Origin of the sequence: Corynebacterium hesseae, assembly GCF_037850265.1 — a bacterium.
Taxonomy (GTDB): Bacteria; Actinomycetota; Actinomycetes; order Mycobacteriales; family Mycobacteriaceae; genus Corynebacterium; species Corynebacterium hesseae.
On record NZ_CP137211.1, the window covers coordinates 2,008,621 to 2,030,411 of the forward strand.

The following is a 21,791-nucleotide window of genomic DNA, read 5'->3' on the forward strand; positions in this document are numbered from 1 at the left end:
AGGCTACTTGACGCCGCCAAAGCGGCGGTCGCGCCGCGCGTACTCCTCCACCGCGGCGAACAAGTCATCCGGTGTGAAATCCGGGAAGAGCTTGTCCTGGTAAATCATCTCCGCATAGGCCGACTGCCACAGCAGAAAGTTCGAGGTGCGCTTCTCACCGGAGGGGCGCAAGAACAGATCCACGTCCGGCATATCGGGGTCATACATCACCGAGCTCACCGTCTTCTCATTGATCGAGCGCGGATCGAGCTCGCCGCGGGAGACTTGCTCGGCGAGATTCCGGATGCCGTCGACAAGCTCGGCGCGCCCACCGTAATTCACGCACATCACCAGGGTCATCTTGGTGTTGTCCTTGGTGAGCTCCTCGGCTGCCTCGAGCTCCTTGATAACGGAGCGCCACAGGCGCGGGCGGCGGCCGGCCCACACCACGCGCACTCCCCTATCGTTGAGCCAATGGCGCTGGCGGCGCAGGACGTCGCGGTTAAAGCCCATAAGGAAGCGGACTTCCTCCGCGCTGCGGCGCCAGTTCTCGGTGGAGAAGGCGTAGGCGGAAAGGTAGGGAACGCCGAGGGCGAGGCAGGCATCGACGACGTCGAGAAGCACTGCTTCCCCGCGGCGGTGGCCTTCGGTGCGCTTCATGCCGCGCTCCTCTGCCCAGCGGCCGTTGCCGTCCATGACCAGCGCGATGTGGCGCGGCAGGAACTCCTGCGGGATAGCGGGCGGATGAAGGACTCGGTTCGGGTCAGGCGTAATCACGCATTACAGTCTACTGTTCCATGATCCCCAGCGCGCCAACGGAGCGCTCGAGGTGCCATTGCAGGTGGGCACGGGTCAGCCGGTGGGCCTCCTGGGCTTGGGTGTTCGTCGGCTGGCTGGGGTGACCGTGGGCGATAAGCCACATGTGGTGCAGGGTTTCCGGGTCCACCTCCGCGGCCCCGGGCGGGCGGCATTGGTGGCAGGCGGCCCCACCCACGGCTGGGTGGAAGGCGTGGTGGGGGCCGGGCCTTTGGCACTGGGCGCAATCGAAAAGGCTGGGTGCCCAGCCGGCGTGGGACATGGCTTGGAGGAGGAAGGCGTCGAGAAGCATGAGCGGATCGCCATGCTGAAGCTTGTCGAGGACGTCGACGCAGGCATCGTAGAGATAGGGGTCCCCGGGGGCATCGGCGGCGGCGAGGCGCTCGGCGGATTCGAGGGCGGCGCAGGCGGCGGTGTAGCGCTCATAATCCTCGATGATGCGCGCACCGAAGTAGTCCACGGTATCGGCCTGGGAAATGGTGTAGAGGTTTCGGCCTGGGTAGAGCTGCACGTCGAGGTTGACGAAGAGCTGCAGGCGCGAGCCGAAGCGCGATTTGGCGCGGCGAACGCCCTTGGCCACCCCGCGCACGAGGCCGTGGTGGCGAGTCAAGAGGACGATGATGCGATCCGCCTCGCCGAAATCATAGGAGCGAATGACGAGGGCGCGGTCGCGGAAGTTTTCCCGCATTTAGAAGCCCAGGCGGCCCAGTGCCTTCGGGTCCGATTGCCAGTTCTTCAGGACCTTAATGCGCAGGTCAAGGTAGACGTTCTGGCCGAGCAGCTGGATGATTTCCTTACGGGCGGTGCCCACGATGCGGCGGAAGCGGCGGCCGTCCTTGCCCTCGATGATGCGCTTCTGGCCGGGGCGCTCCAGGTAGAGGATGGCGTGGACGTTGAGGACGTCGGGGCGTTCCTGGCTGGGCAGGATCTCATCGACTTCGACGGCGACGGAGTGCGGGAGCTCGTACTTCAGGCCGGACAGCGCAGACTCGCGGATAAGCTCAGCGATGCGCTTGGCCTGATCCTCGTCGGTGATGTGGTCATCGGGATAGAACTTAGGCCCCTCGGGGAGGTGGTCCACGATGACCTGGGTCAGCTCATCCAGTTGCACGCGCTCAGTGGCGGAGACGGGGATGACCACGGCGTCTGGGTTCTCCTCGGAGAGGAGCTCGTGGAGAGCTACGAGCTGGGCGCCGACTTGGTCCTTGGAGGCTTTGTCCAGCTTGGTGACGATGCCGATGATGGGGGTCTTCGGGGCGACCTTACGCACGTTCTCCAGAATCCAGCGATCGCCGGGGCCGAGCTTCTCATCGGCAGGGATGGTCAGGCCGATGACGTCGACGTCTGCGTAGGTGTCCTTGACCACCTCGTTGAGGCGCTCGCCGAGCAAGGTGCGCGGGCGGTGCAGGCCGGGTGTGTCGACGAGGACGATTTGCGCATCCTCGCGGTGTACGAGGCCGCGGATGGGGTGGCGGGTGGTTTCCGGCTGGTCGGCGGTGATGGCGATCTTCTGCCCCACCAGGGCGTTGGTCAGGGTGGACTTGCCGGTGTTGGGGCGGCCGACGAAGGACACGAAGCCGGAGCGGAAGCCCTCGGGCGTGTCGGTGTATTGCGAATAGTCAGCGGCGTTGGCTTCGCCCTCAGCCGGCAGGTCCGCGAAGGCGGCATCGAAATCAGTGCTCATATCGTCTCATATCATAACGCACGAGCTGCCGAGTCCCGTTCTTGTTGTATCGCTCTGCTCTGGCTCTCGACGTGCGGCCCCGAGAGCTTCCTGCCGAGGGGCCTTGTAGTTTGGTCCTTCTACTCTGGTCCCTTCTCTGTGCAAAGGGACCATCTGGTGGTGGTTTTCGCCTATTAAATGGTCCCTTTAGTGTGCGAAGGGACCAGACTAGAGGGACCATTTGTGCTTTCACGGGGTTTATCTGGCCTGCAGATGGTTCGAGTCAGGCGGTTCTAGTCAGGCGGTTCAGGTCACAAGGTTTCTTTGCCCCCAAACGAACCATCTAGCGACCTCCAGAAGGTTTGTTTCCCCCAAGAGAACCTTCTGACCCGAACCATCTGAGTAGAACCTTGTGGATGGAAACGACATCGTTGAAGGTGGGCCGCGAAAGCAGCGGTGAGGTGAGGGTGAAAGCTGATGGCGCGAGGTTATCCGCCGCATGGTGACTGCGAAAAAGCTTGCGCCAAACGGCATCTTGCACATGGTGTCTTGCAAACGGCGTCTTCCGAAAGGCGTCTTTGACCGCAAAAACGCCATCTGGACGCAGCAAAAGGCGTTTTTAGACGTGAAAACGCCTTTTGACAGATGCCTTCTGCGAGATGCCGTTTGCTGGACACCAAATGCCGGGCCAGGACACGACGCCGGGTCAAGGCATCCACGCCAGGCCGCGAACGCGCGCGCAGGGCGGTCACGGATTGACGGCTAGAGCTCCTCCACCCGGAACTGCAGCTGCGGGTTGGCAAAGACATCCTGCGACTCGATGAGCAGCAGCTCTTGGGAATCCGCCTCATAGGTGTTATGCAGCAAATCGTAGACCGAAGACGCAGTGCGCTTGAGCGCTTCCTTCGCATCGTGCGTTTCCACGTAGTGCCCCGTAAAGAGCGAAGCCGTGACATCGCCCGAGCCGTTGCGCTTGAAAGGCAGCTTGGGGGTGGCCACCAAGAAGGCGCGCTCGCCATCAACGGCGAGCATCTCAATCTCGTCCTCGCTGGTCTCCGGGCGCTGCACCGAGGTCACCAGCACGGTCTTCGGGCCTATCTCCTGCGCGCGCTTCACCGCGGCGAGGGTCTGCTCCAGGGTGCCCACCTCGCAGTCCGTCAGGTAGCCCAGCTCAAACTGGTTCGGGGTGATGATGTCCGCGACCGGCACGACCTTATCGCGCAGCAGCGGCGGGATTTCGTCGGAGACGAAGCAGCCGGATTTGGCGTTGCCCATCACCGGGTCGCAGGCATACAGCGCATTCGGGTTGACCGCCTTGATGCGGTTCACGGCATCCACGATGGCGCCGGCAATATCCGGACCACCCTGGTAGCCAGACAGGATGGCGTCGATGCGGGGGAAGGCGCCGCGCTTCTCGATGCCATCCACAATCGCCGTGACCTCCTCCGCCGGGATCATCGGCCCGCCCCAATCGCCATAACCGGTGTGGTTGGAGAAGTTCACCGTGTGAATCGGCCATACCTCATGGCCAGCGCGCTGAAGTGGAAAGACTGCTGCGGAGTTGCCCACGTGACCGAAGGTGACGTGGGACTGAATGGAGAGGATGTTCATAGTCCTCCATTGTGCTACGCCCCACGTAGCACCTCAACGTTTGGGCCGTTTTAGATTCCGCCGCCGGGAACTTCCTCATCGAGCTTCGCGCGCTCGGCGGCATCCGGGAAGGCCTTCGGGCCCGAGGGCTTGGGCTGGTAGCTCACGCCACGCGCCGCCAGGTCCTCGTACCAGTCCGCCAGCAGCTCGTTCTGCAGGCCGAACATTTCTTTCTCCTCCGCCGCAGTGGTGTGATCATAGCCCAGCAGGTGCAGGCAACCATGCACTGTCAGCAGGGCCAGCTCGTGGCCCAAAGAGTGGCCGGCCGCGGTGGCTTGGCGCTGTGCAAACTCCGGGCAGAGCACGATATCGCCCAGCATGGCCGGTCCGGCCTCGGCGGCGTCAGGGCGCCCGCCGGTAGCACCCGGGGTGAGCTCATCCATGGGAAAGCTCATCACGTCGGTCGGGCCTTCCAGGTCCATCCAGCGCACGTGCAGGTCCGCGATGGTATCCAGATCCACGGCGGTAATCGTGCACTCGGCATCCGGGTTAACGTCGAGGCGGCCGAGGGCGTAGGAGCAGACGTCGATCAGCATCTCCTCGTTCACGCCGTCATAACCGGACTCGTTAATAAATTCGATGCTCATTTCTTCTCCTCCTGCTCAGCAAAGTTATCGTAAGCCTCCACGATGCGCCCGACCAGCTGGTGGCGCACCACGTCGGCCGCGCCCAGCTCCGCGAAGTGAATATCGGGCACGCCCTTGAGAATGCGGCGCACCAGACGCAGGCCGGAAACTTGCCCGCCCGGCAAGTCCACCTGGGAAATATCGCCGGTCACCACGATGGTGGAGCCAAAACCCAAGCGCGTCAGGAACATCTTCATCTGCGCCGGCGTGGTGTTCTGGGCCTCGTCGAGGATGACGAAGGCATCGTTGAGCGTGCGGCCACGCATATAAGCCAAGGGGGCGACCTCAATGATGCCGGCCTCCATGAGCTTCGGAATCATCTCCGGATCGATCATGTCCCGCAAAGCGTCGTACAGCGGGCGCAGGTAGGGGTCAATCTTGTCGTTGAGTGTGCCGGGCAGAAAGCCCAGCTTCTCCCCCGCCTCAACCGCCGGGCGGGTCAAAATAATGCGGCTGACCTGCTTGGCGCGCAGGGCCTGCACCGCCTTGGCCACCGCCAGGTAGGTCTTGCCGGTACCGGCCGGGCCGATGCCGAAGACAATCGTGTTCTCGTCGATGGCCTGCACATAGCGCGACTGGCCCACCGTCTTCGGGCGCACGGCCTTGCCGCGGCGCGAAACGATATCCGCTGCGAGCGTCTCAGACACAGACGCCGGGGCATCCACCGTGACCAGGTCCAGGGTGTGCTTCACGGTATCCGTGCTCACCGGGTGGCCGCGGCGCGCGATGGCCTCGAGCTCCTCTAAGACCTTGTGCGCGCGGGCCACCTCATAATCGGGGCCGGCGGCAGTAATGGTGGTGCCGCGAGCAAAGAGGTCCACGCCCAGAAGGTTTCCCAAAACGCGCAGGTTATCGTCCGCCGGGCCGAGCACCGTGGCCAGGTAGGCGGAATCGAGATCAAACTTGGTGGTGATAATAGGCACGCCCAAAAGGCTACCAGCGCGAGGTCAGGGTGCCGATGCTGGCCAACGCCACCATGCTTGCCGACGCCGTCCTCAACACCTCCGGCCCCAACTTGATCGCCGTCGCACCGGAGTCCTGCAAGCGGGCTAGTTCCTCCGCGCCGATGCCGCCCTCCGGGCCCACCAGAAGGTAGATAGTCTCGGCGGCGTCGAGGTCAGCAAGGTCCTTAAGCCGAACCTCGGCTTCCTCGTGGAGTACCAAGGCTCGTGCGCCCGCAATCTCCTGGCACAACTGGCGGGTGGTCAGCGGGCCGCGCACGACAGGCACACGCGCGCGGCGCGATTGCTTGGCGGCTGCCACGGCCGCAGATTCCCATTTGCTCAAAGCCTTCGGGGCCTTCTTGGCATCCCACTTGGACACGCAGCGATCCGCCTGCCAGGCGATGATCTCATCCGCCCCGGCCTGAGTAGCCAGGTCGACGGCCAACTCGGCGCGCTCCGACTTCGGAATGGCCTGGACTACGATGACGCACGGGGAGGGCTCGGGGATATTCACGAGGTCGGCGACAAGCGCGGCTAGCGTGTCCTTGCCCTGCGTCTCGGTGATGGTGGCGGTGGCGCGGCGCCCGGAGCCGTCGATAAGCACCAGGCTCTCCCCTGGGCCCATGCGCTTGACAGTGACCGCGTGGCGGCCCTCCGCGCCGTCGAGGCCCACGGGCTGGCCGACCTCGGCGAGGGACAAGTCCGGGTGGAGGAAGACGGGCAGAGACATTAGCGGCGGAACTTGCCTCGGAGGCGGGTAAAGAGGGATTCGCCCTGATTGTCACCGGCGCGGTGCACCTCGGTGCCGCTGTGACCGGCGGCGCGGACCTTTTCGAGGGCCTCGCGGGTCTTCTTATCCAGGTCCGTCGGGATCACCACATCCACGTGGGCGTGAAGGTTGCCAAAGCCATCGGTGCGCAGGCGCGGCATGCCCTTGCCCTGGAGCGTGATGGACTCGCCCGGCTGGGTACCCGGCGCGATATCGATGGTGAGCTCCTCGCCGTCGAGCTGCTCGACGGTACAGGAAGAGCCCAGAGCCGCATCCACCATGGGCACGCGAACGGTCAGGTGCAGGTCATCGGCATTGCGCTCGAAGACGGGGTGCGGCTCGGTGTGCACCTCCACGTACAGGTCACCGGCGGGGCCGCCGCCGTGGCCGACCTCGCCCTGGGAGGCCATGCGGATGCGCATGCCATCACCAATGCCGGCGGGGATGCTCACCGTAATATCGCGACGCTTGCGCACGCGGCCATCGCCTCCGCAGTGGCCGCAGGGATCGGTGACCACTTCGCCGAAGCCATAGCACTTCGGGCAATCGCGGGTAGTCATCATGTTGCCCAACATGCTGCGCTGGACTTCCTGGACCTGGCCCATGCCACCGCAATGGTCACAGGTGACCGGCTTGGCCTTGGACTCGGAACCGGTTCCCTCACAGCGGTCACAGATCACGGCGGTGTCCACCTTGACCTGCTGCTTGACGCCGCTATAAGCCTCCTCGAGGGTAATGGTGGTACGCAAGAGAGCATCATCGCCCGGCTGCACGCGGGAACGCGGGCCGCGGGAGGCCGCTCCCCCGCCGAAGAACTCGGCGAAGATATCCCCGAGTCCGCCGCCGCCGAAACCGCCAAAGCCGCCGCCTTGGGCCGCGCGCTCCTCCATGGGGTCACCACCCATATCCACAATCCGGCGCTTCTGCGGATCGAGCAGAACCTCCTGTGCAAGGGAAGCCTCGCGGAACTTCTCCGCGGCCTCATCATCGCCCGGGTTGACGTCCGGGTGGTACTTGCGCGCCAGCTTGCGGTAGGCCTTCTTAATCTCGGCGTCGGACGCCGACTTTTCTACACCAAGAATGCCGTAGTAGTCACGAGCCACGTACTGTCATCCTTCTATTTCTCGTTGATACTAAATCTAATCCGACGGGCTAGCTTACTCGCCCGCCAGGATTTCACTCACATAGCGTGCAACGGCAGAGACCTTGGAAATTGTTCCCGAATAGTCCATATACGTCGGCCCCACGACACCCAGCCCGCCGAGTGCCGCCGCATGCTCGCCGGTGCCAAAACCATAGCGCGTGGCCACGACAGAGGTTTGGCGCAGCTCGTCGGCTTCGTTCTCCTCGCCGATGGATACAGAAACATTGCCTAAATCCGGCACGCGCGCCAGCAGCTTGAGCACGACGACCTGCTCCTCGAGAGCCTCGATGATAGAGGGCAGGCCCTCGGTGAGGGCCACGCGGGTGAGGTTGGAGGTACCCGCCATGATCAGGCGATCGGAGGGCTGCTCCACGAGGGTTTCAATCAGCGTCGTCGCGGCCTTGAGGAGGTGGGGGCGGATGTCGGCTGGGGAGTCGTCGACAAGCGCGGCCAACTCCACCGAAGCATCGGTGAGCGTCTTGCCCTCCAGGGCGGTGTTGAGGATATCGCGCAGGCGGTGGGTCTGCTCGGGGTCGATCACGTCATCGAGCTCCACATTGCGCTGATCGACGCGCCCATTATCCGTAATCAGCACCAAGAGCAGGCGCACCGGTGAGAGTGCCACGACCTCGCAGTGCTTGACGCGGGAGACCTTGAGGTTTGGCATCTGCACGACGGCTGCCTGCTTGGTCACCTGGGCCAGCAGCTGGACAGACCGGCGCAGCACGTCTTCCAAATCCACCCCACCTTCGAGGAAGGTGAGCATGGCGCGGCGCTCCGCTTTGGAGAGCGGCTTGACGTCGTGCAGCGTATCGACGAACTGGCGGTAGCCCTTCTGCGTGGGCACGCGCCCGGAGCTGGCATGTTCCTGGGCGATGAGCCCTTCGGCTTCGAGCACGGCCATGTCATTGCGAATCGTCGCCGAGGACACGCCCAGCTGGTAGCGCTCGAGCAGGGCCTTGGAGCCGACGGGCGATTGCGAGGCGATATAGTCCGCGACGATGGCGCGCAGGACCTCTTGGCGGCGGGCATCGGTGGAGCTGGACATGTCTTTAAGGCTATCCGTTCTGGCGGGCGATGAAGTCGTCAAAATTTGGCACAGTGTAGCTCACCCTGCCGTGTTCTGGAGCATAGATCAATCCTTTACTAATGAGCTTGGCTCGCACAGGACCCAGTTTCTTCGTGTCTTTACCTAAGATGTCCGCGATGTCCTTGCTCGAGATTTCCTCTCCGCCAACCTTTGCCATCGCGGTCAAGTAGTCCCGCTCGGCTGGAGTAGCGCGATCCCACCTGGCTTGGAAAAACCCGCGGTCCAACTGCTCAATTCCAAGCCGCGCGGCGCGTCGAGCTGCATCGGAATCCATAGGTGAAGTTCGCGCAGTGCGCCACATTTGTGCACCAAATTCCTGGATGAAATACGGATACTGCCCCGATACATTAGCTAGATATTCAACTGCTTCATCGTCAAATTCCACATTCTGTGTCCGCGCAGGTTCACGGAAGGCGGCAACTGCGGCATACATTTCGAGCCTGCCAATTTGGTGCACCTCGAACATTCGCTCTGCATAAGAGCGGGACTCCGCCAGAATCCCTGGCAGACTCGGGAGCCCAGCGCCAATAATGTAAAAAGGCAAGCCCAGCTGCGCTGCTTCATGTTGTGCAGAAATGAGTGCTTCGAGCAGCTCTTCATCAAGGTCTTGCATTTCGTCGATGAAGATTCCTAAAGCTTTATCCTCCTTGAGGAGCGTCGTAGTGATGGCCTCGATCACATCGTGCAGATCAAGCTCGAGGTTTCCTGTTGCCGGAGGAATATCTCCTACTTCAACCCCAAGGTCAATAATGCTTTGTCCTACCGAGAGCGAAAAAGATTTTACGGCCGCAGCAATAAAGTGAAAACCCTCAGATACCTTGGCTTTCGTCCGATAGCGCAAAGAGGCTTTGGCTAAACCTTGCGCTAGAGCACGGCGGGCTCCTTCTCGTCCACGTGCCCCCTGCGAAGCCTCAAACTTAATCGTTAGCCAGTCGGCTTGGTCAGCCTTCCTTTTTAATTGGTTGAGCAGCACGGTCTTACCCACTCCACGCAAGCCAACGAGCAACATTGGACGGCCAAGCAATCCGTTCTGGACGCGTTTGACAAGATTGTCAAACGCATGAAGGTCTCTCTCGCGCCCAGTAAGAACTGTCGGCACGATGCCCGAGCCAGGAGTATAGGGGTTTAAGGCGTCATCCATGCCACTAATACTAGCAATATCGAGAGCGACTAACAGGTTTCTCGACGTGGAGAGAGAAACTAACACCGCTATCAAACTTCCCGACGACAGGAGCAAAACTAACAAATTCCCGGCGGAGCTAACCTTAAGTCCCCATGTCTCCTCGACGTCGAAAGGCCAAGGCCTAGCCACTTCTTCGCAGCTTCGCGGTTGCATCACACAGCTGGTTCTACTCAGATGGTTCAGGTCATACGGTTTACTTGCCCCCAAACGAACCTTCTAGCAGCCTAAGGAAGGTTTGTTTGCCCCCAAACAAACCTTATGACTAGAACTGTTATGACTAGAACCTTTCCACTGGAACCATGTGCGGAAGGCTGAGGACAGGCCGCGAGCAGGGTACGGCCGCTAATGAGCCAGCTGATGCGGATCCGGAGGTCGGCCCGCAGGCGGGGCAAGCCCCTAGCGAGCGGTGCCTTCGGCGGTATCTTCGGCGACAAGGAGGTCGGTGATGATGCCGTCGGCGAGCAGGCATCCCGCCTTGGTCACGCGGAGGTGGTCGCCGGCGCGCTCGAGCAGGCCGCGCTCGATGAAGCGCGCGGCGACGGGCTCGGCGGCCGGCGCTAGCCACGAGGACGGGATGCCCTCGCGCAGACGCAGTCCCAGCATGATGCGCTCGGTGTGGCGATCGGCGGCGCTGAGCTCCTCACGCTCCTTGATGGGAAGCTCCCCTTGGCCTACCGCCTTGATATAGGTCCGCGGGTTCTTCACGTTGAAGAAGCGCTCGTTGCCCAAATGCGAATGCGCGCCCGGGCCCGCGCCCCACCAATTGCCGTCCACCCAGTAGATGCGGTTGTGCTGGCACTCCCCGCCCGGCTTGGCCCAGTTGGAGACCTCGTACCACTCGAAGCCTTCGGCTTCGAGGGTGGATGAGATCATCTCATAGCGCCGGGCCAGCACGTCCTCGTCGGGGGCCGGAAGCAGGCCCTTCGATACCTTGCGGGCCATGCGCGTGCCGTCCTCCACAATGAGCGAATACGCACTGATGTGGTCCACCCCGGTCTCCAGGGCGCGCTCCAAGGTCAGGGCAACGTCGGCGTCCTCTTCCGTCGGCGTGCCATAAATCATGTCCAGGTTGACGTGCTCGAAGCCCGCGGCACTAGCCTCGCGGGCAGCATCGAAGGCGCGGCCCGGGGTGTGGGCTCGCTCGAGCACTGCGAGCACGCCCGGTGAGGCGGACTGCATGCCGAGGGAGAGGCGGGTGAAGCCGGCGTCGAGAAGCCCGGCGAAATACTCCGGCGAGGTCGACTCCGGGTTGGATTCCGTGGTGACCTCCGCGTCTGGGGCTAGGCCAAAGGTGTCGCGCACCCGATTCAACACACGGCCCAGCCCCTCGGCACCCAACAAGCTCGGCGTGCCGCCACCGATAAAAACTGTTTCGGCCTCGCGGCCTACCTGGGCCGCCCCCATCTCCAGCTCTTTCTCCAGCGCAGCCAGATAATCGCTGGTCAGATCCCCTCCCAGCTCACCGGGCGTATAGGTGTTGAAATCGCAGTAGCCACAGCGCGAGGCACAGAAGGGAACGTGAATATAAAGACCGAAGGGATCCATGGGGAACAAAATAACCGACTAAACCGTTGAAGCGGTAGTCTATAGTGCAGATTTGCAACCCCGATAGTGAAGAAAGGCCCCCTTTTTCGTGGAACCTCCGAGTCGATGTCCCCGCCGTCTCCTTAAGGCGGTGGGGTAAGCCGTGTTATCTGCCATCCTGATGATTGTGGCGGGTTTCGCCGTCATCGCTCTCATTATCGTGGCCAACGCGTACTTCGTCGCGCAAGAATTCGCCTTCATGTCCGTGGACCGCACGCAGCTGCGCCAGCGCGCTGCGACTGGGGATAAACCAGCGGAGCGCGCGCTCAAGATCACGCAGAAAACCTCCTTCATGCTCTCCGGCGCACAGCTGGGCATCACGATTACGGGCCTGCTTATTGGTTATGTGGCCGAGCCCCTCGTGGGCCAAGGCCTGGGCCAGCTGCTCGGCGGCGTGGGCGTGCCCACGGGCGTGTCCGTTGCCATCGGTACGGTGACCGCGCTGGCCGTGTCGACGGTTCTCACGATGCTCTTTGCCGAGCTCTTCCCGAAGAACTACACCATCGCCGCCCCCATGAAGACAGCGCTGTGGCTGTCCGCGTCCACGATGTGGTACCTCAAGATCTTCGGCTGGCTGATCCACTTCTTCGAGTATTCCTCCAACGCCATCCTCAAGGTCTTCGGCATCGAACCGGTGGAGGATGTCGATTCCTCTGCCACCACCGATGACCTGGAGTCCATCGTGGATGCCTCCCACGAGGCCGGCGACTTGGATGAGGACACCTACCTGGTGCTCGACCGCCTCCTCGACTTCCCCGAACACGACGTGGGACACGCCATGATTCCGCGCTCGCGCGTGGATGTCATTGAGCCGGAGACCACCATCGGCGAGGTGCGCGAGATGATGTCGGAGAACCACACCCGCTACCCCATCATCGACGATGAACATAATCCCATCGGCGTGGTGCACCTCTACGACGTGCTGGGCACCGAGCTGCCCGTGGCCACCCCGGCCCGCGAAATCATGAAGGAACCCGTGGTAGTGCCGGAGCTCATGCCGCTTCCCGACGTCGTCACGGAGCTTCGCGACGCCGACGAGAAACTCGCCTGCGTCATCGACGAATACGGCGGCTTCGTGGGCATCGTGACCATGGAGGACTTGGCCGAGGAGATCCTCGGCGATGTCACCGATGAGCACGACCTCGAAGAGACCGAAGAGATCACCGAGCAAGACGAAACGCACTGGATCGTCGACGGTGACACCCCCATTGACGAGATCGAGCGCGCCATCGGCCACGACCTGCCCGAGGGTGATTTCGAAACCGTCGCCGGCCTGCTCATCGCGCAGTCCGGCACGCTGCCGGAGGAAGGCGAAGAGCTCGCCATCGAGTTGGAGGCCGAGCCGGAAGACTGGGTCGACGGCGACGAAGCCCCCACCCGCACGCTTAACGTGCGCGTCGAGGAAATCGACCGCCACGTGCCCTCCGTCCTAGCCCTCGAGCTGGTGGAGGAATTCCCGGAAGGAGACGATGACTAATGACTGATACCTGGTGGTTCAACCTCCTCATCACCATTCTCATCATTGCTGCCTCCGGCTTCTTCGTGGTCATCGAGTTCTCCCTCATGGGTGCGCGCCGCAACCGCCTGGAGGAAACCGCGGAATCCTCGGCTGCCTCGCGCGCGGGCCTGCGCTCGCTCAACGAGCTGACCATCATGTTGGCCGGCGCCCAGCTGGGCATTACCGCCGCAACCTTCGTCCTCGGTGCCGTGACCAAGCCCTGGGTCCATCACCTGCTCATGAGCCCGCTGGAGGCCCTCGGCTTGCCGCTGGGCGTTGCTGACGTCGTCTCCTTTCTCCTTGCGCTTTTCGTTGTGACCTTCCTACACCTGGTCATCGGTGAGATGGCGCCGAAGTCCTGGGCCATCGCCCACCCGGAGACGGCCCTGCAGCTCATTGCGGTTCCTGCCCGCGGCTTCATCTGGCTCTTCCGCCCGCTGCTGATCTGGATTAACAAGATGGCGAACAAGCTGGTGCTCATGACCGGCGAGGAACCCGTCGACCGCGCCGGTGCGGCCGGCTATGACGCGGAGACCCTGCGCCACCTCGTCGAGCACTCGCGGCAGACGGGCACGCTTGACGACGACTCCGCGAACCAGATCACCGGCGTCATCGAGCTGGAAGCGTCCACCGCCGCACAGTTGGCCCGCGAGCACGGCTCGGAAATCTTGCCTCTGTCTTCCGATGCCACGGTGGCTGAGCTGCACGACCTCGTCGTGCACAAGTCCATCATGCGCGTGCTGGTCTACCCGCGCGCCTCGCGCATTCCGCGCATCGTCCACGTCCGCGATACCCTGCTGGCGGATCCGGAAACCCCGGTGCTGGAATTCTCCCGCCCCGCGTTGGCGGTGAGTTCCTCCTCCACCGTGCAGAAGACTCTGGATCAGATGCGCGCCCGCAACGAGCAGCTCGTCATGGTGGGCAAGCCCACCAAGGACAAGACGGTGTGGATCCTGACCTGGGATGACATCATGGGCCAGCTGTGGCCGCAGATTACGGAACAGCTAGACCAGGCCGCGCCGGCCGCCAAGAACCCGGGGGTTTAAACCTAAAACGGTTTAAACGTAAAAAGTGACACGGAAAGCTTCGCGTGGCACGCCTAAACTACGAAAAGCGCCACCGAGAGAGGGAATCTCGGTGGCGCTTTCCTTTTGTCCTTGTGTGTTGGCAACAAGGAAGTCTGTGATGCGGCTCCTTAAGCGGTCGTGGCGGCTTGCTTCTGGCGCTTAGCCCGGACGCGGGCGACGACGGCGTCGATACGCGCGCGCTCCTCTAGGAAGGGCGGCGGATTGTGCCCGCGCATGGTGCGCACGAAGGCGGGGTGTGCCTCGACGACGGTGTGACGCCAGGCTTGCACGGCAATAAGGGAGGATTCTCCCGCGCGCTTGTACAAGTTCGGCAGGGAAACCACGTCGAGGTTGCGGGCCACGGCGTCGGTTTGCGCCAGCACGTACTCGACCAGCTCGCGCAGGTAGGCAGCCACCGCGGCGGTACGGCCGCGCAAGGTTTCTGCCAGCTCGGAGACCACGACGGGCGGGCCGGAGATGGGCAGGCCCTCAGCGAGCGCGCGGGCGGTGAGCTGTTTCGGTTCCTCGACGTCATTGTCGCCGGAGGAGGCAGCCGAGATGGTGCCGGACTTCAGGCCGGAGACCAGCGCCTGGCGCAGGCCGATGAGCTCGCCGACGCAGCGCCCGGAATCCACGCGGGCGTCTTCGACGATATCCCCCAGCTCGGCCAAGCAGTCGAGGGAGAGTTCATCGTCCCAGTCCTCGATGGCCTCGATGAGGTGCTCGATGTAGTCGACGACTTCATCGCCGATGTTATAGATTTCTTGGGTCAGCTCACGGTGGCGCAGCTCGGCTGCGATCTTGTGCATAGGCCGCCCTTCCCGTGAGAACCTCTAGTTGAGGTTTAGAGTTTTTCTGACCCCGCTGACTCTATTAGAGATCCTCGCATTCGGCTGCGCGACACTCCGAAGGAATTCACAGACTCCGTCCAGCCTTATTTCTTGCCGGCGTAGAGGCGCTCAATGTCAGCCGCATAGCGCTGGGCCACCACGTAACGCTTGACCTTCAGGGTTGGGGTGAGCTCGTTGCTTTCCTCGGTGAGGTCCTGATCCAGGATGACGAACTTCTTAATACCCTCCGCGTGGGAGACGGTGGCGTTGACCTGGTTAATGGCGTCCTGAATATCCGCGCGCAGCGCCGGATCAGCAGCTACTTCGCGCATGCCCTTTGTCGCAGCGATGTTGTGATCCGCCTTCCAGCGCTTGAGCGCGTCCTCATCCAGGGTGAGCAGCACGCCGACGAAGGGCTTGCCGTCGCCAACCACCATGGCCTGGGAGATCAGCGGGTGGGAACGCAGGATATCTTCCATCGGGCCAGGCGAGACATTCTTGCCGCCCGCGGTGACGATGAGGTCCTTCTTGCGGCCGGTGATAACGAGCTTGCCTTCTTCGTTGATCTCACCGAGGTCGCCGGTGTTGTACCAGCCGTCCTGCAGCGCATTCTCGGTGGCTTCCGGGTTCTGCCAGTAGCCCTTGAAGACGATATCTCCCTTAATCAGGATCTCGCCGTCCTCGTTAATGCGCATCGTCGTTCCGCCCAGCGGCGGGCCGACGGTGCCGATGGACTGATCCACGAAGTCCACGGCGGCAGCCGCTGCGGTCTCCGTAAGTCCATAGCCCTCGTAGATGGTCACGCCGATGCCGCGGTACCAGTGCAGCAGATCCTGCGAGATGGCCGAGCCACCGGAGATGCAGTACTTGACCTCGCCGCCCATTGCCTGGCGGATGGCGGAATAGACCAGCTTGTCAAAGGCCTTGTGCTTGGCCTTGAGAACTCGGTTGGGGCCCTCCGGGGTATCCAGCGCCTTGGAGTATTCGATGGCGACTTTCTCCGCGCTGTCGAAGATCGCGCCCTTGAACGCGGAGGAACCATGCGCCTTGGCGGACGCACCGTTGCGTACCTTTTCAAACACGCGCGGCACGCCAAGAATCAGGTTCGGGCGGGAACGAGCGAACTCAACGGTGATGGTGCTGAAGTCCGCCCAGTGGTTCTGGGACGCACCACCGATGGTGACCGCCAGCGACACCGCACGGCTGAAGACGTGTGCCAGCGGCAGGAAGGTCAGGACGTGTGCGCCCGGCACGGCGATGGCACCAATGGGGTTGGTCAGCAACCCGCGGGCTTCCGCCAGCCAGTTGCGGTGGGTCAGCATGCAACCCTTGGGGCGCCCGGTAGTGCCGGAGGTGTACACCAGGGAGGCGACGTCGTCAGTGTGCGTAGCTTCGATGCGCTGGTTGACGGTGTCGTCGCTGATGTCGCGTCCCTCAAACTTCAGCGTATCGATGGCCGAAGAGTTGATTTCCAGAACACGGCGCAGCTGGGAGGGGGAACCGTGCAGCTGCGGGGTGCCGTCCTCTTGCAGCTTCAGGTGCTTGACCAGCTCGGAGTGCTCGCGGGTTTCCGTGATGGCGAGGATCGCGCCGGAGTCTTCGATGATCCACTGGACCTGGGACATCGACGACGAGGGGTACACCGGAACGGAAACCGCACCGGCGGCCCAGATGGCGTAGTCCAGCAGGGACCACTCATAGCGGGTGGTGGAAATGAGCGCCACGCGGTCACCCTGCTCCACGCCGAAGGCGATGAGCCCCTTGGCCACCGCGTAGACTTCCTCCACGAATTCCTTGGCGGTGACGTTGACCCACTCGTAATTCGCCGGGCGGGTAAACAGCACGCCATGTGGGCGGGCGTGCGCCGTAGCCATCATGGCGGTAAGGCACGTTTCGCCGTCCTTGATCTCGAATTCCGCTTTGGTGTGCGCTTCATTCAAAGTCACAGTTGTGTCCTTTCCCACAAAAACTAAATTCCAGCCCACTCTACCAACCTGATTTATTACGCGCGTGGGGAGGGCGTGGCACAATTGGGGGATGTGACTACCCGTGATCTGCTTCAAGAACTTGCCCAACGCCACGGTGTGGCCTGCGAGTACACCGCCCAGAACGGACAGCCTGTGTACGTCAGCGAGGAGACAATCACCTACACGCTGCGCGCACTCGGCGTCTCTATCTCCGACCGTCCGGACGATGAGGAGCTAACCCAAGCCCTCTTCGAGGACTACCTCGCTCGGGCTTCCCGCCCGCTGCCGCCCTGCGTCGTGGCCCGCGAAGGCGCCGAAAAGTCCTTCGCCGTCCACGTCCACGACGGGGATCCGGTCGCCGTCACCATCGAATTGGAAAGCGGCGAGACCCGCCCGACTTACCAGGACCCCAACGATGCCCCGGCTGCCGACGTCTCCGGAACCATGTGGGGCGAGGCAAGCTTCCACGTCCCCGGCGACCTGCCTCTCGGATTCCATAAGCTGCTCCTGTCCTCTCCCGGCATCGGAGAGCACGAGTGCCCGCTCATCGTCGTGCCGAACCACCTGAGCACGGCCGACCGTTATCTTGAGCGCCCCGCGGCGGGTGCGATGGCGCAGCTATATTCGGTGCGTTCCGAGAAGTCCTGGGGCATGGGTGATTTCGGTGACTTGGCAGAGCTGGCGGAACTGCTGGCGCCGGACTACGACTTCCTCCTTATTAATCCGCTGCATGCTGGCGAGCCGATTCCGCCGGTGGAAGACTCGCCCTACCTTCCCACCACGCGGCGATTCATCAATCCGATCTATATCCGCATCGAGGACGTCCCGGAGCTGAAACTGCTCAGCCCGGAACTCCAGGATGACGTGGCCGAGCTGGCCGCCGAGTTCCGCGAGCGCAACCTGTCTGCAGAAGAGATTGATCGTGATTCCATCTTCGAGGCCAAGCTGCAGGTCCTCCAGGAGCTCTTCAACAAGGGGATGACCCCAGAGCGCCGCACCGCCTTTAGCGAATACCAGCGCCGCGAGGGCCGCGGCCTGCGCAACTTCGCGCTGTGGTGTGCCGAGACCGAACTCGAGCGACACAGCGGTCGCCGCCACGCGCTGAGCCTCGACGTCAGCGAGTTGGCCGAGTTCTATTCCTGGCTGCAGTTCCTCTGCGATGAGCAGCTGGATGCCGCCCAGCGCCGCGCGCTCGACGCCGGCATGAGCATCGGGCTTATCACCGACATGGCCGTGGGCATCCACCCCGCCGGTGCCGACGCCGTCAATCTGGCGGAATACCTCGCCCCGCAGTGTTCGGTGGGCGCCCCGCCGGATGATTACAACCAGCAGGGCCAGGACTGGTCTCAGCCGCCGTGGCACCCGGTCCGCCTGGCGGAATCCGGCTACCAGCCGTGGCGTGACTTGCTGCGTACGATGCTGGGCAACGCCGGCGGCCTGCGCGTTGACCACGTGCTCGGCCTGTTCCGCCTGTACTGGATCCCGCGCCACTCCACCCCGCTCAACGGCACCTACGTGTCCTATGACTGGGAGGCTATGCTCGGCATCCTCGCGCTCGAGGCTGAGCGCGCCGGCGCAGTGCTCGTGGGCGAGGACCTGGGCACCCTGGAGCCGTGGGTCCAAAACGCTCTGCGCGATATGGGTGTGCTGGGTACCACGATCATCTGGTTTGAGCACGCCGAGGACGGCCCCACCCCGCGCCCGCAGGATCAATACCGCCAGATGGCGATGTCCTCGGTGGGCACGCACGATCTGCCGCCGACGCTCGCCTTCCTGCGTGGCGACCACATCGCGCTGCGCGCCCGCTTGGGCCTGCTGACCCGCCCAGTGGCGGAAGAAGAAGCCGAGGACCGCGCGTGGCAGGAAAAGGTCAAGGACAACCTGCAGGCCTATGGCATGTTGGACAACCGCGAGAGCGAAGAGGACATGCTCGTTGCCCTGCACCGCTACATCGCGGGAACCCCGTCGGCGCTGACGGTGACCAACCTGGTGGACATGGTCGGTGACGTGCGCGCCCAAAACCAGCCGGGCACGACGAAGGACCAGTACCCCAACTGGTGCATCCCGCTGTGCGATACCGCCGGCAAGCCGGTGTTGTTGGAGGATCTGCCAAAACAGGAGCTCTACCAGCGCCTCGCCCAGGCCGCCACGAGGCCGGGTGCCGGGCGCTAGGGCTAGGAGGGGCGTCGGCAAGCGCGGCGCCCCTAGCGGCGTCTTCCCTTCGGGAAGACCCCCTTAAAAGACAACGCCGACGATGGCCACCACGACGATGAGCGCGATCATCAGCCAGAGGGTCACGCTCACTCGGGACTTGGGCAGTGCGCGTTTGCGGTGGGGAGGCTGCGGGCGCTCGGGGTCCCACAGGCCTTCGCGGTGATCATCGTCAGTCATGTTTCTTCATCCTAGTCGCGGGTGCTAGCCACGAATTCACACGGTCGATAACCCACATCAGCACCCACCCCATGACGGTCGCGGCCGGCACTGCGGTCACGGCGAGCACCGCCATCTGCGCCCACACTGGCGCCTGCACGAGCCATTCCATGCCCTCAGGGTAGCCTGTTGTCCATGAGCAGTGCACCTTTCGACGTCACCTGCCCCGCGGGCACCATCACCGGCTACCTCGATAGGGACGTGGCCCATTTCCACTCCATCGAGTACTCCCACATCCCAGGAGATTTCGATAACCCCGAGCCCGCCCCGCCGCGTGACCAGGACGCGCGCGAACCGCATCCGGAGAAGGTCGCGCTGACCATCACCGCCCCCGCGCCCGGCAAACGCACCGCCGCCCTAGCCCCCACGCTGGTCTACATCCACGGCGGCCGCTACGAGCACGGCTCCCACGAGGACCCCCGGGCGGAGGGTACGCCGACCGCGGAGGCGGGCATCGTCCACGTGCAGCTGGGCTACCGCGTGGGGCTGCCGGGCCTGGCCCGTTTCCGCGATGATGAGCCCAACCACTACCGCGCCATCGAGGACCTACAGCTGGGCTTGGAATGGATTCAGCGCAACATCGAGTCCTTCGGCGGCGATCCCACCAACGTCACCGTCGTGGGCCAGTCCGCCGGCGCCAATGCCGTTCTCTGGCTGTGTCGGCGCGACCACTACCGCGGGGCTTTTCGCCGCGCCGTGGCGCTCTCCCCGGGCTTCCCTCGGGAGAGCTTCGAGGAGCGCAAGGCCACGCTGCGCCAGGTGATGAAGAAGCCCATCACGCGCTCCTCCCTCGCGGCGATGAGCCAAGAGGAGCTCGCGGCCGGCTACGCCAAGTTCCGCAAGAAGTACAGCCTCGATATGGCGCTGGGCCCTACCCCACTGGAGTGTGGGCAGCTTGCCGACGTCCCCCTCATCCTCGCCAGCACCCGCGACGAGTTCTACAACATCCCCGCCACGCAGAAGATCGACCGCTCCCCTTTCCGCGGCCTCATCCTGCGCTATGTGGCCCCGCGCTTTGGATTTCCCCGCAATGGTTTCAAACCGTGGTATCAGGTGGCACAGCACATGGATAAGGACCGCCCGATGGGCCGGTTGGTGGGTGATGCCATCATCCGCCGCTGGGCGGCAGAGGTGGTGGAGAAGGCACCAGGTAAGACCTGGATGGTGGAGTTCACCCGCTCCTCGGGCCCGGCCTTGCACTGCGAGGAGCTGCGCCCGCTCTTTGGGGACACGGAGCTAGCACAGTGGCTGCGGGACTTCGTGCGCACCGGCGAGCCCGGTTTCGAGGCCTACCGCCCCGAGCACGCCATCTGGGAATACAACCTGGATAACGGCGAAAACCGCGTGGCCTATTCCAGCCTGGATTATATCTCGGCGGCCTTCGCCCAGGATGGCAGCCTGCTTTAGGCCAACAGGGCCTCGCGCAACGGCTCGTGGGCCAGCTCCTCAACCATCCACGGGCTAAAGGCGAATGGCGTGGCATCGGCGGCAGCGAGGACATCGCGCACCGGGACCCACGCGAAGGAGTCCACCTCATCCGGGTTAGGCGTGGGTTCGTCGGTGGTCTCAAAGAGATAGACCGGGCAGATTTCGTTTTCCACCACGCCGGAGGAATCCACGGCGCGGTAGGAAAAGTTCGGCAGCACTAAGTGAGGGGTGCCGCTGAGGCCAAGTTCGAACTGGGCGCGGCGCACGACGGCGTCGGCAGTCGGCTCATCCGGCCCGGGGTGTCCGCAGAAGGAATTGGTCCACACACCAGGCCAGGTCAGCTTGGACAGTGCGCGGCGGGTCAGCAACAGCTCGCCTCCGCGCACCACCCAGGCGGAGAAAGCAAAGTGCAGCGGAGTATCCGCGGTGTGGACGGCGGCCTTCTCAGCTACGCCTGCGGGCTTGCCCTCGGGCGAGGCTAGAACGACGAGTTCCGTCATAGATTGAGGTCTCCTACAAAACGCACGTTGCCGATGTTGAAGCGCGCGTTCCAGAGGTTGCCGGGGGCAACGTCATAGACATACTGGAGGTTGGTGGACGCGCCTGCCCCCAGCGGGTGGTCCAAGCCCGGCGCGGCTACATCTGGGTGGACAGCGGGGTCAACATCAATCGAATCCACGGTGGCCCAGCCGCCGTTGCCGTCGGCGCGCTCGAGGGTGGGTTCCGGGAGGGCGTCGGCAGGCATGGGGACCTCGTTGAGGTTGTGGATCTTCACCGTGAGCACCGTTCCACCGCCGCCGGAGTACAGGCCCTGCAGCTCATACTCCACGTTGAGGCCCTTGTCCTTGACGGGTGCCGCCAGGTTAGAGGTCACCTCTTCGGCGTCCACGTCTTTAGCCTCAAACGTCGGCGGCTCCGAGCTGGACACCACGATGTTGTCCTGCGGGCCCGCGTCCGGCGGCTGGAGGATGCTGCAGCCTGAGAGGGCAGCCAGGCACAGCGGGGCACACGCTAGGGGGAGGTACTTCTTCACCGCGAATCCTTTTCCATCACGACTTCGGTTTCTCCCTTACCTTAGTCGACGGGTTGGATATTCCTATTAAGGGCGTAACATCGGCCGACG

21 protein-coding genes are annotated in these 21,791 nt (G+C 63.3%); 4 read left to right on the forward strand and 17 right to left on the reverse strand.

Translation table 11 applies throughout. The features are described from left to right. Positions 1-3: 3 nt before the first annotated feature. The 11 genes from R3O64_RS09350 to hemW all read right to left on the reverse strand — a co-directional run bounded on the left by R3O64_RS09350 (position 4) and on the right by hemW (position 11,409). Positions 4-756, reverse strand: a complete 753-nt coding sequence (locus R3O64_RS09350) for an isoprenyl transferase (protein WP_070564770.1) — start codon at positions 754-756, stop codon at positions 4-6. 10 nt (positions 757-766) lie between these two features. Then, positions 767-1,483, reverse strand: a complete 717-nt coding sequence (gene recO, locus R3O64_RS09355; RefSeq protein ID WP_070530231.1) for a DNA repair protein RecO — start codon at positions 1,481-1,483, stop codon at positions 767-769. Further along, a complete protein-coding gene (era, locus tag R3O64_RS09360; RefSeq protein ID WP_070564764.1) occupies positions 1,484-2,479 on the reverse strand; it encodes a GTPase Era in 996 nt (331 codons plus the stop codon). A gap of 741 nt (positions 2,480-3,220) precedes the next feature. Beyond that, complete coding sequence (gene pdxY / locus R3O64_RS09365; RefSeq protein ID WP_339016761.1) at positions 3,221-4,069, reverse strand: pyridoxal kinase PdxY; 849 nt, start codon at positions 4,067-4,069, stop codon at positions 3,221-3,223. Between the two features lie 50 nt (positions 4,070-4,119). After that, entirely contained in the window at positions 4,120-4,695 is a 576-nt protein-coding gene (gene ybeY, locus R3O64_RS09370; RefSeq protein ID WP_070530222.1) for an rRNA maturation RNase YbeY, read from the reverse strand. Then, complete coding sequence (locus tag R3O64_RS09375) at positions 4,692-5,657, reverse strand: PhoH family protein (protein ID WP_070561478.1); 966 nt, start codon at positions 5,655-5,657, stop codon at positions 4,692-4,694. The genes ybeY and R3O64_RS09375 overlap by 4 nt, the downstream gene beginning before the upstream one ends. Before the next feature lie 10 nt (positions 5,658-5,667). Continuing rightward, a complete protein-coding gene (locus tag R3O64_RS09380; protein ID WP_070682941.1) occupies positions 5,668-6,408 on the reverse strand; it encodes a 16S rRNA (uracil(1498)-N(3))-methyltransferase in 741 nt (246 codons plus the stop codon). Next, the gene (gene dnaJ / locus R3O64_RS09385; protein WP_143334694.1) at positions 6,408-7,550 is read right to left on the reverse strand and encodes a molecular chaperone DnaJ; all 1,143 of its coding nucleotides are present in this window, start codon (positions 7,548-7,550) and stop codon (positions 6,408-6,410) included. Before dnaJ ends, R3O64_RS09380 begins: the two co-directional genes overlap by 1 nt. A gap of 54 nt (positions 7,551-7,604) precedes the next feature. Then, positions 7,605-8,639, reverse strand: a complete 1,035-nt coding sequence (hrcA, locus tag R3O64_RS09390; RefSeq protein WP_070530209.1) for a heat-inducible transcriptional repressor HrcA — start codon at positions 8,637-8,639, stop codon at positions 7,605-7,607. A 10-nt stretch (positions 8,640-8,649) separates the two neighbouring features. Continuing rightward, the gene (locus R3O64_RS09395) at positions 8,650-9,822 is read right to left on the reverse strand and encodes an ATP-binding protein (protein WP_070708259.1); all 1,173 of its coding nucleotides are present in this window, start codon (positions 9,820-9,822) and stop codon (positions 8,650-8,652) included. 438 nt (positions 9,823-10,260) lie between these two features. Continuing rightward, positions 10,261-11,409, reverse strand: a complete 1,149-nt coding sequence (gene hemW, locus R3O64_RS09400) for a radical SAM family heme chaperone HemW (protein WP_339016762.1) — start codon at positions 11,407-11,409, stop codon at positions 10,261-10,263. Between the two features lie 142 nt (positions 11,410-11,551). Here hemW and R3O64_RS09405 point away from each other — a divergent pair, with 142 nt between their 5' ends. Both R3O64_RS09405 and R3O64_RS09410 read left to right on the forward strand, forming a co-directional pair. Then, positions 11,552-12,925 (forward strand): hemolysin family protein, encoded by a 1,374-nt coding sequence (locus R3O64_RS09405; protein WP_070519585.1) that lies wholly within the window; start codon positions 11,552-11,554, stop codon positions 12,923-12,925. Continuing rightward, a complete protein-coding gene (locus tag R3O64_RS09410; protein ID WP_070561466.1) occupies positions 12,925-13,992 on the forward strand; it encodes a CNNM domain-containing protein in 1,068 nt (355 codons plus the stop codon). The genes R3O64_RS09405 and R3O64_RS09410 overlap by 1 nt, the downstream gene beginning before the upstream one ends. Before the next feature lie 149 nt (positions 13,993-14,141). Here the strand turns inward: R3O64_RS09410 and R3O64_RS09415 are convergent, their stop codons facing one another. Continuing rightward, the gene (locus R3O64_RS09415; RefSeq protein WP_070519581.1) at positions 14,142-14,822 is read right to left on the reverse strand and encodes a hypothetical protein; all 681 of its coding nucleotides are present in this window, start codon (positions 14,820-14,822) and stop codon (positions 14,142-14,144) included. A gap of 125 nt (positions 14,823-14,947) precedes the next feature. After that, a complete protein-coding gene (locus R3O64_RS09420; protein ID WP_070530199.1) occupies positions 14,948-16,789 on the reverse strand; it encodes an AMP-dependent synthetase/ligase in 1,842 nt (613 codons plus the stop codon). Positions 16,790-16,882: 93 nt separating this feature from the next. Here R3O64_RS09420 and malQ point away from each other — a divergent pair, with 93 nt between their 5' ends. After that, complete coding sequence (gene malQ, locus R3O64_RS09425; RefSeq protein ID WP_339016763.1) at positions 16,883-18,982, forward strand: 4-alpha-glucanotransferase; 2,100 nt, start codon at positions 16,883-16,885, stop codon at positions 18,980-18,982. A 63-nt stretch (positions 18,983-19,045) separates the two neighbouring features. Here the strand turns inward: malQ and R3O64_RS09430 are convergent, their stop codons facing one another. Beyond that, the gene (locus tag R3O64_RS09430) at positions 19,046-19,201 is read right to left on the reverse strand and encodes a hypothetical protein (protein ID WP_167595632.1); all 156 of its coding nucleotides are present in this window, start codon (positions 19,199-19,201) and stop codon (positions 19,046-19,048) included. After that, positions 19,194-19,352: a hypothetical protein gene (locus R3O64_RS09435; RefSeq protein ID WP_168164014.1), complete on the reverse strand. Its 159-nt coding sequence runs from the start codon at positions 19,350-19,352 to the stop codon at positions 19,194-19,196. The genes R3O64_RS09430 and R3O64_RS09435 overlap by 8 nt, the downstream gene beginning before the upstream one ends. A 23-nt stretch (positions 19,353-19,375) precedes the next feature. Here R3O64_RS09435 and R3O64_RS09440 point away from each other — a divergent pair, with 23 nt between their 5' ends. Continuing rightward, positions 19,376-20,647 carry a carboxylesterase family protein gene (locus R3O64_RS09440; RefSeq protein ID WP_339016764.1) on the forward strand — a complete coding sequence of 424 codons (1,272 nt, stop codon included), beginning with the start codon at positions 19,376-19,378 and terminating at the stop codon, positions 20,645-20,647. On the opposite strand, the gene idi is transcribed toward R3O64_RS09440, so the two are convergent. Beyond that, positions 20,644-21,168: an isopentenyl-diphosphate Delta-isomerase gene (idi, locus tag R3O64_RS09445; protein ID WP_070519572.1), complete on the reverse strand. Its 525-nt coding sequence runs from the start codon at positions 21,166-21,168 to the stop codon at positions 20,644-20,646. The two genes, R3O64_RS09440 and idi, sit on opposite strands and share 4 nt — an antisense overlap. Continuing rightward, complete coding sequence (locus R3O64_RS09450; protein ID WP_070530192.1) at positions 21,165-21,701, reverse strand: hypothetical protein; 537 nt, start codon at positions 21,699-21,701, stop codon at positions 21,165-21,167. The genes idi and R3O64_RS09450 overlap by 4 nt, the downstream gene beginning before the upstream one ends. Positions 21,702-21,791: the final 90 nt, after the last annotated feature.

Bases quoted from the DNA above. Each gene is read 5' to 3' on its own strand.
- R3O64_RS09380 (WP_070682941.1), bottom strand. From the start codon at position 6,408: ATGTCTCTGCCCGTCTTCCTCCACCCGGACTTGTCCCTCGCCGAGGTC.
- era (WP_070564764.1), bottom strand. From the start codon at position 2,479: ATGAGCACTGATTTCGATGCCGCCTTCGCGGACCTGCCGGCTGAGGGC.
- R3O64_RS09435 (WP_168164014.1), bottom strand. From the start codon at position 19,352: ATGGAATGGCTCGTGCAGGCGCCAGTGTGGGCGCAGATGGCGGTGCTC.
- R3O64_RS09440 (WP_339016764.1), top strand. From the start codon at position 19,376: ATGAGCAGTGCACCTTTCGACGTCACCTGCCCCGCGGGCACCATCACC.
- idi (WP_070519572.1), bottom strand. From the start codon at position 21,168: ATGACGGAACTCGTCGTTCTAGCCTCGCCCGAGGGCAAGCCCGCAGGC.
- hemW (WP_339016762.1), bottom strand. From the start codon at position 11,409: ATGGATCCCTTCGGTCTTTATATTCACGTTCCCTTCTGTGCCTCGCGC.
- recO (WP_070530231.1), bottom strand. From the start codon at position 1,483: ATGCGGGAAAACTTCCGCGACCGCGCCCTCGTCATTCGCTCCTATGAT.
- R3O64_RS09430 (WP_167595632.1), bottom strand. From the start codon at position 19,201: ATGACTGACGATGATCACCGCGAAGGCCTGTGGGACCCCGAGCGCCCG.
- R3O64_RS09410 (WP_070561466.1), top strand. From the start codon at position 12,925: ATGACTGATACCTGGTGGTTCAACCTCCTCATCACCATTCTCATCATT.
- R3O64_RS09395 (WP_070708259.1), bottom strand. From the start codon at position 9,822: ATGGATGACGCCTTAAACCCCTATACTCCTGGCTCGGGCATCGTGCCG.
- pdxY (WP_339016761.1), bottom strand. From the start codon at position 4,069: ATGAACATCCTCTCCATTCAGTCCCACGTCACCTTCGGTCACGTGGGC.
- ybeY (WP_070530222.1), bottom strand. From the start codon at position 4,695: ATGAGCATCGAATTTATTAACGAGTCCGGTTATGACGGCGTGAACGAG.
- hrcA (WP_070530209.1), bottom strand. From the start codon at position 8,639: ATGTCCAGCTCCACCGATGCCCGCCGCCAAGAGGTCCTGCGCGCCATC.
- R3O64_RS09415 (WP_070519581.1), bottom strand. From the start codon at position 14,822: ATGCACAAGATCGCAGCCGAGCTGCGCCACCGTGAGCTGACCCAAGAA.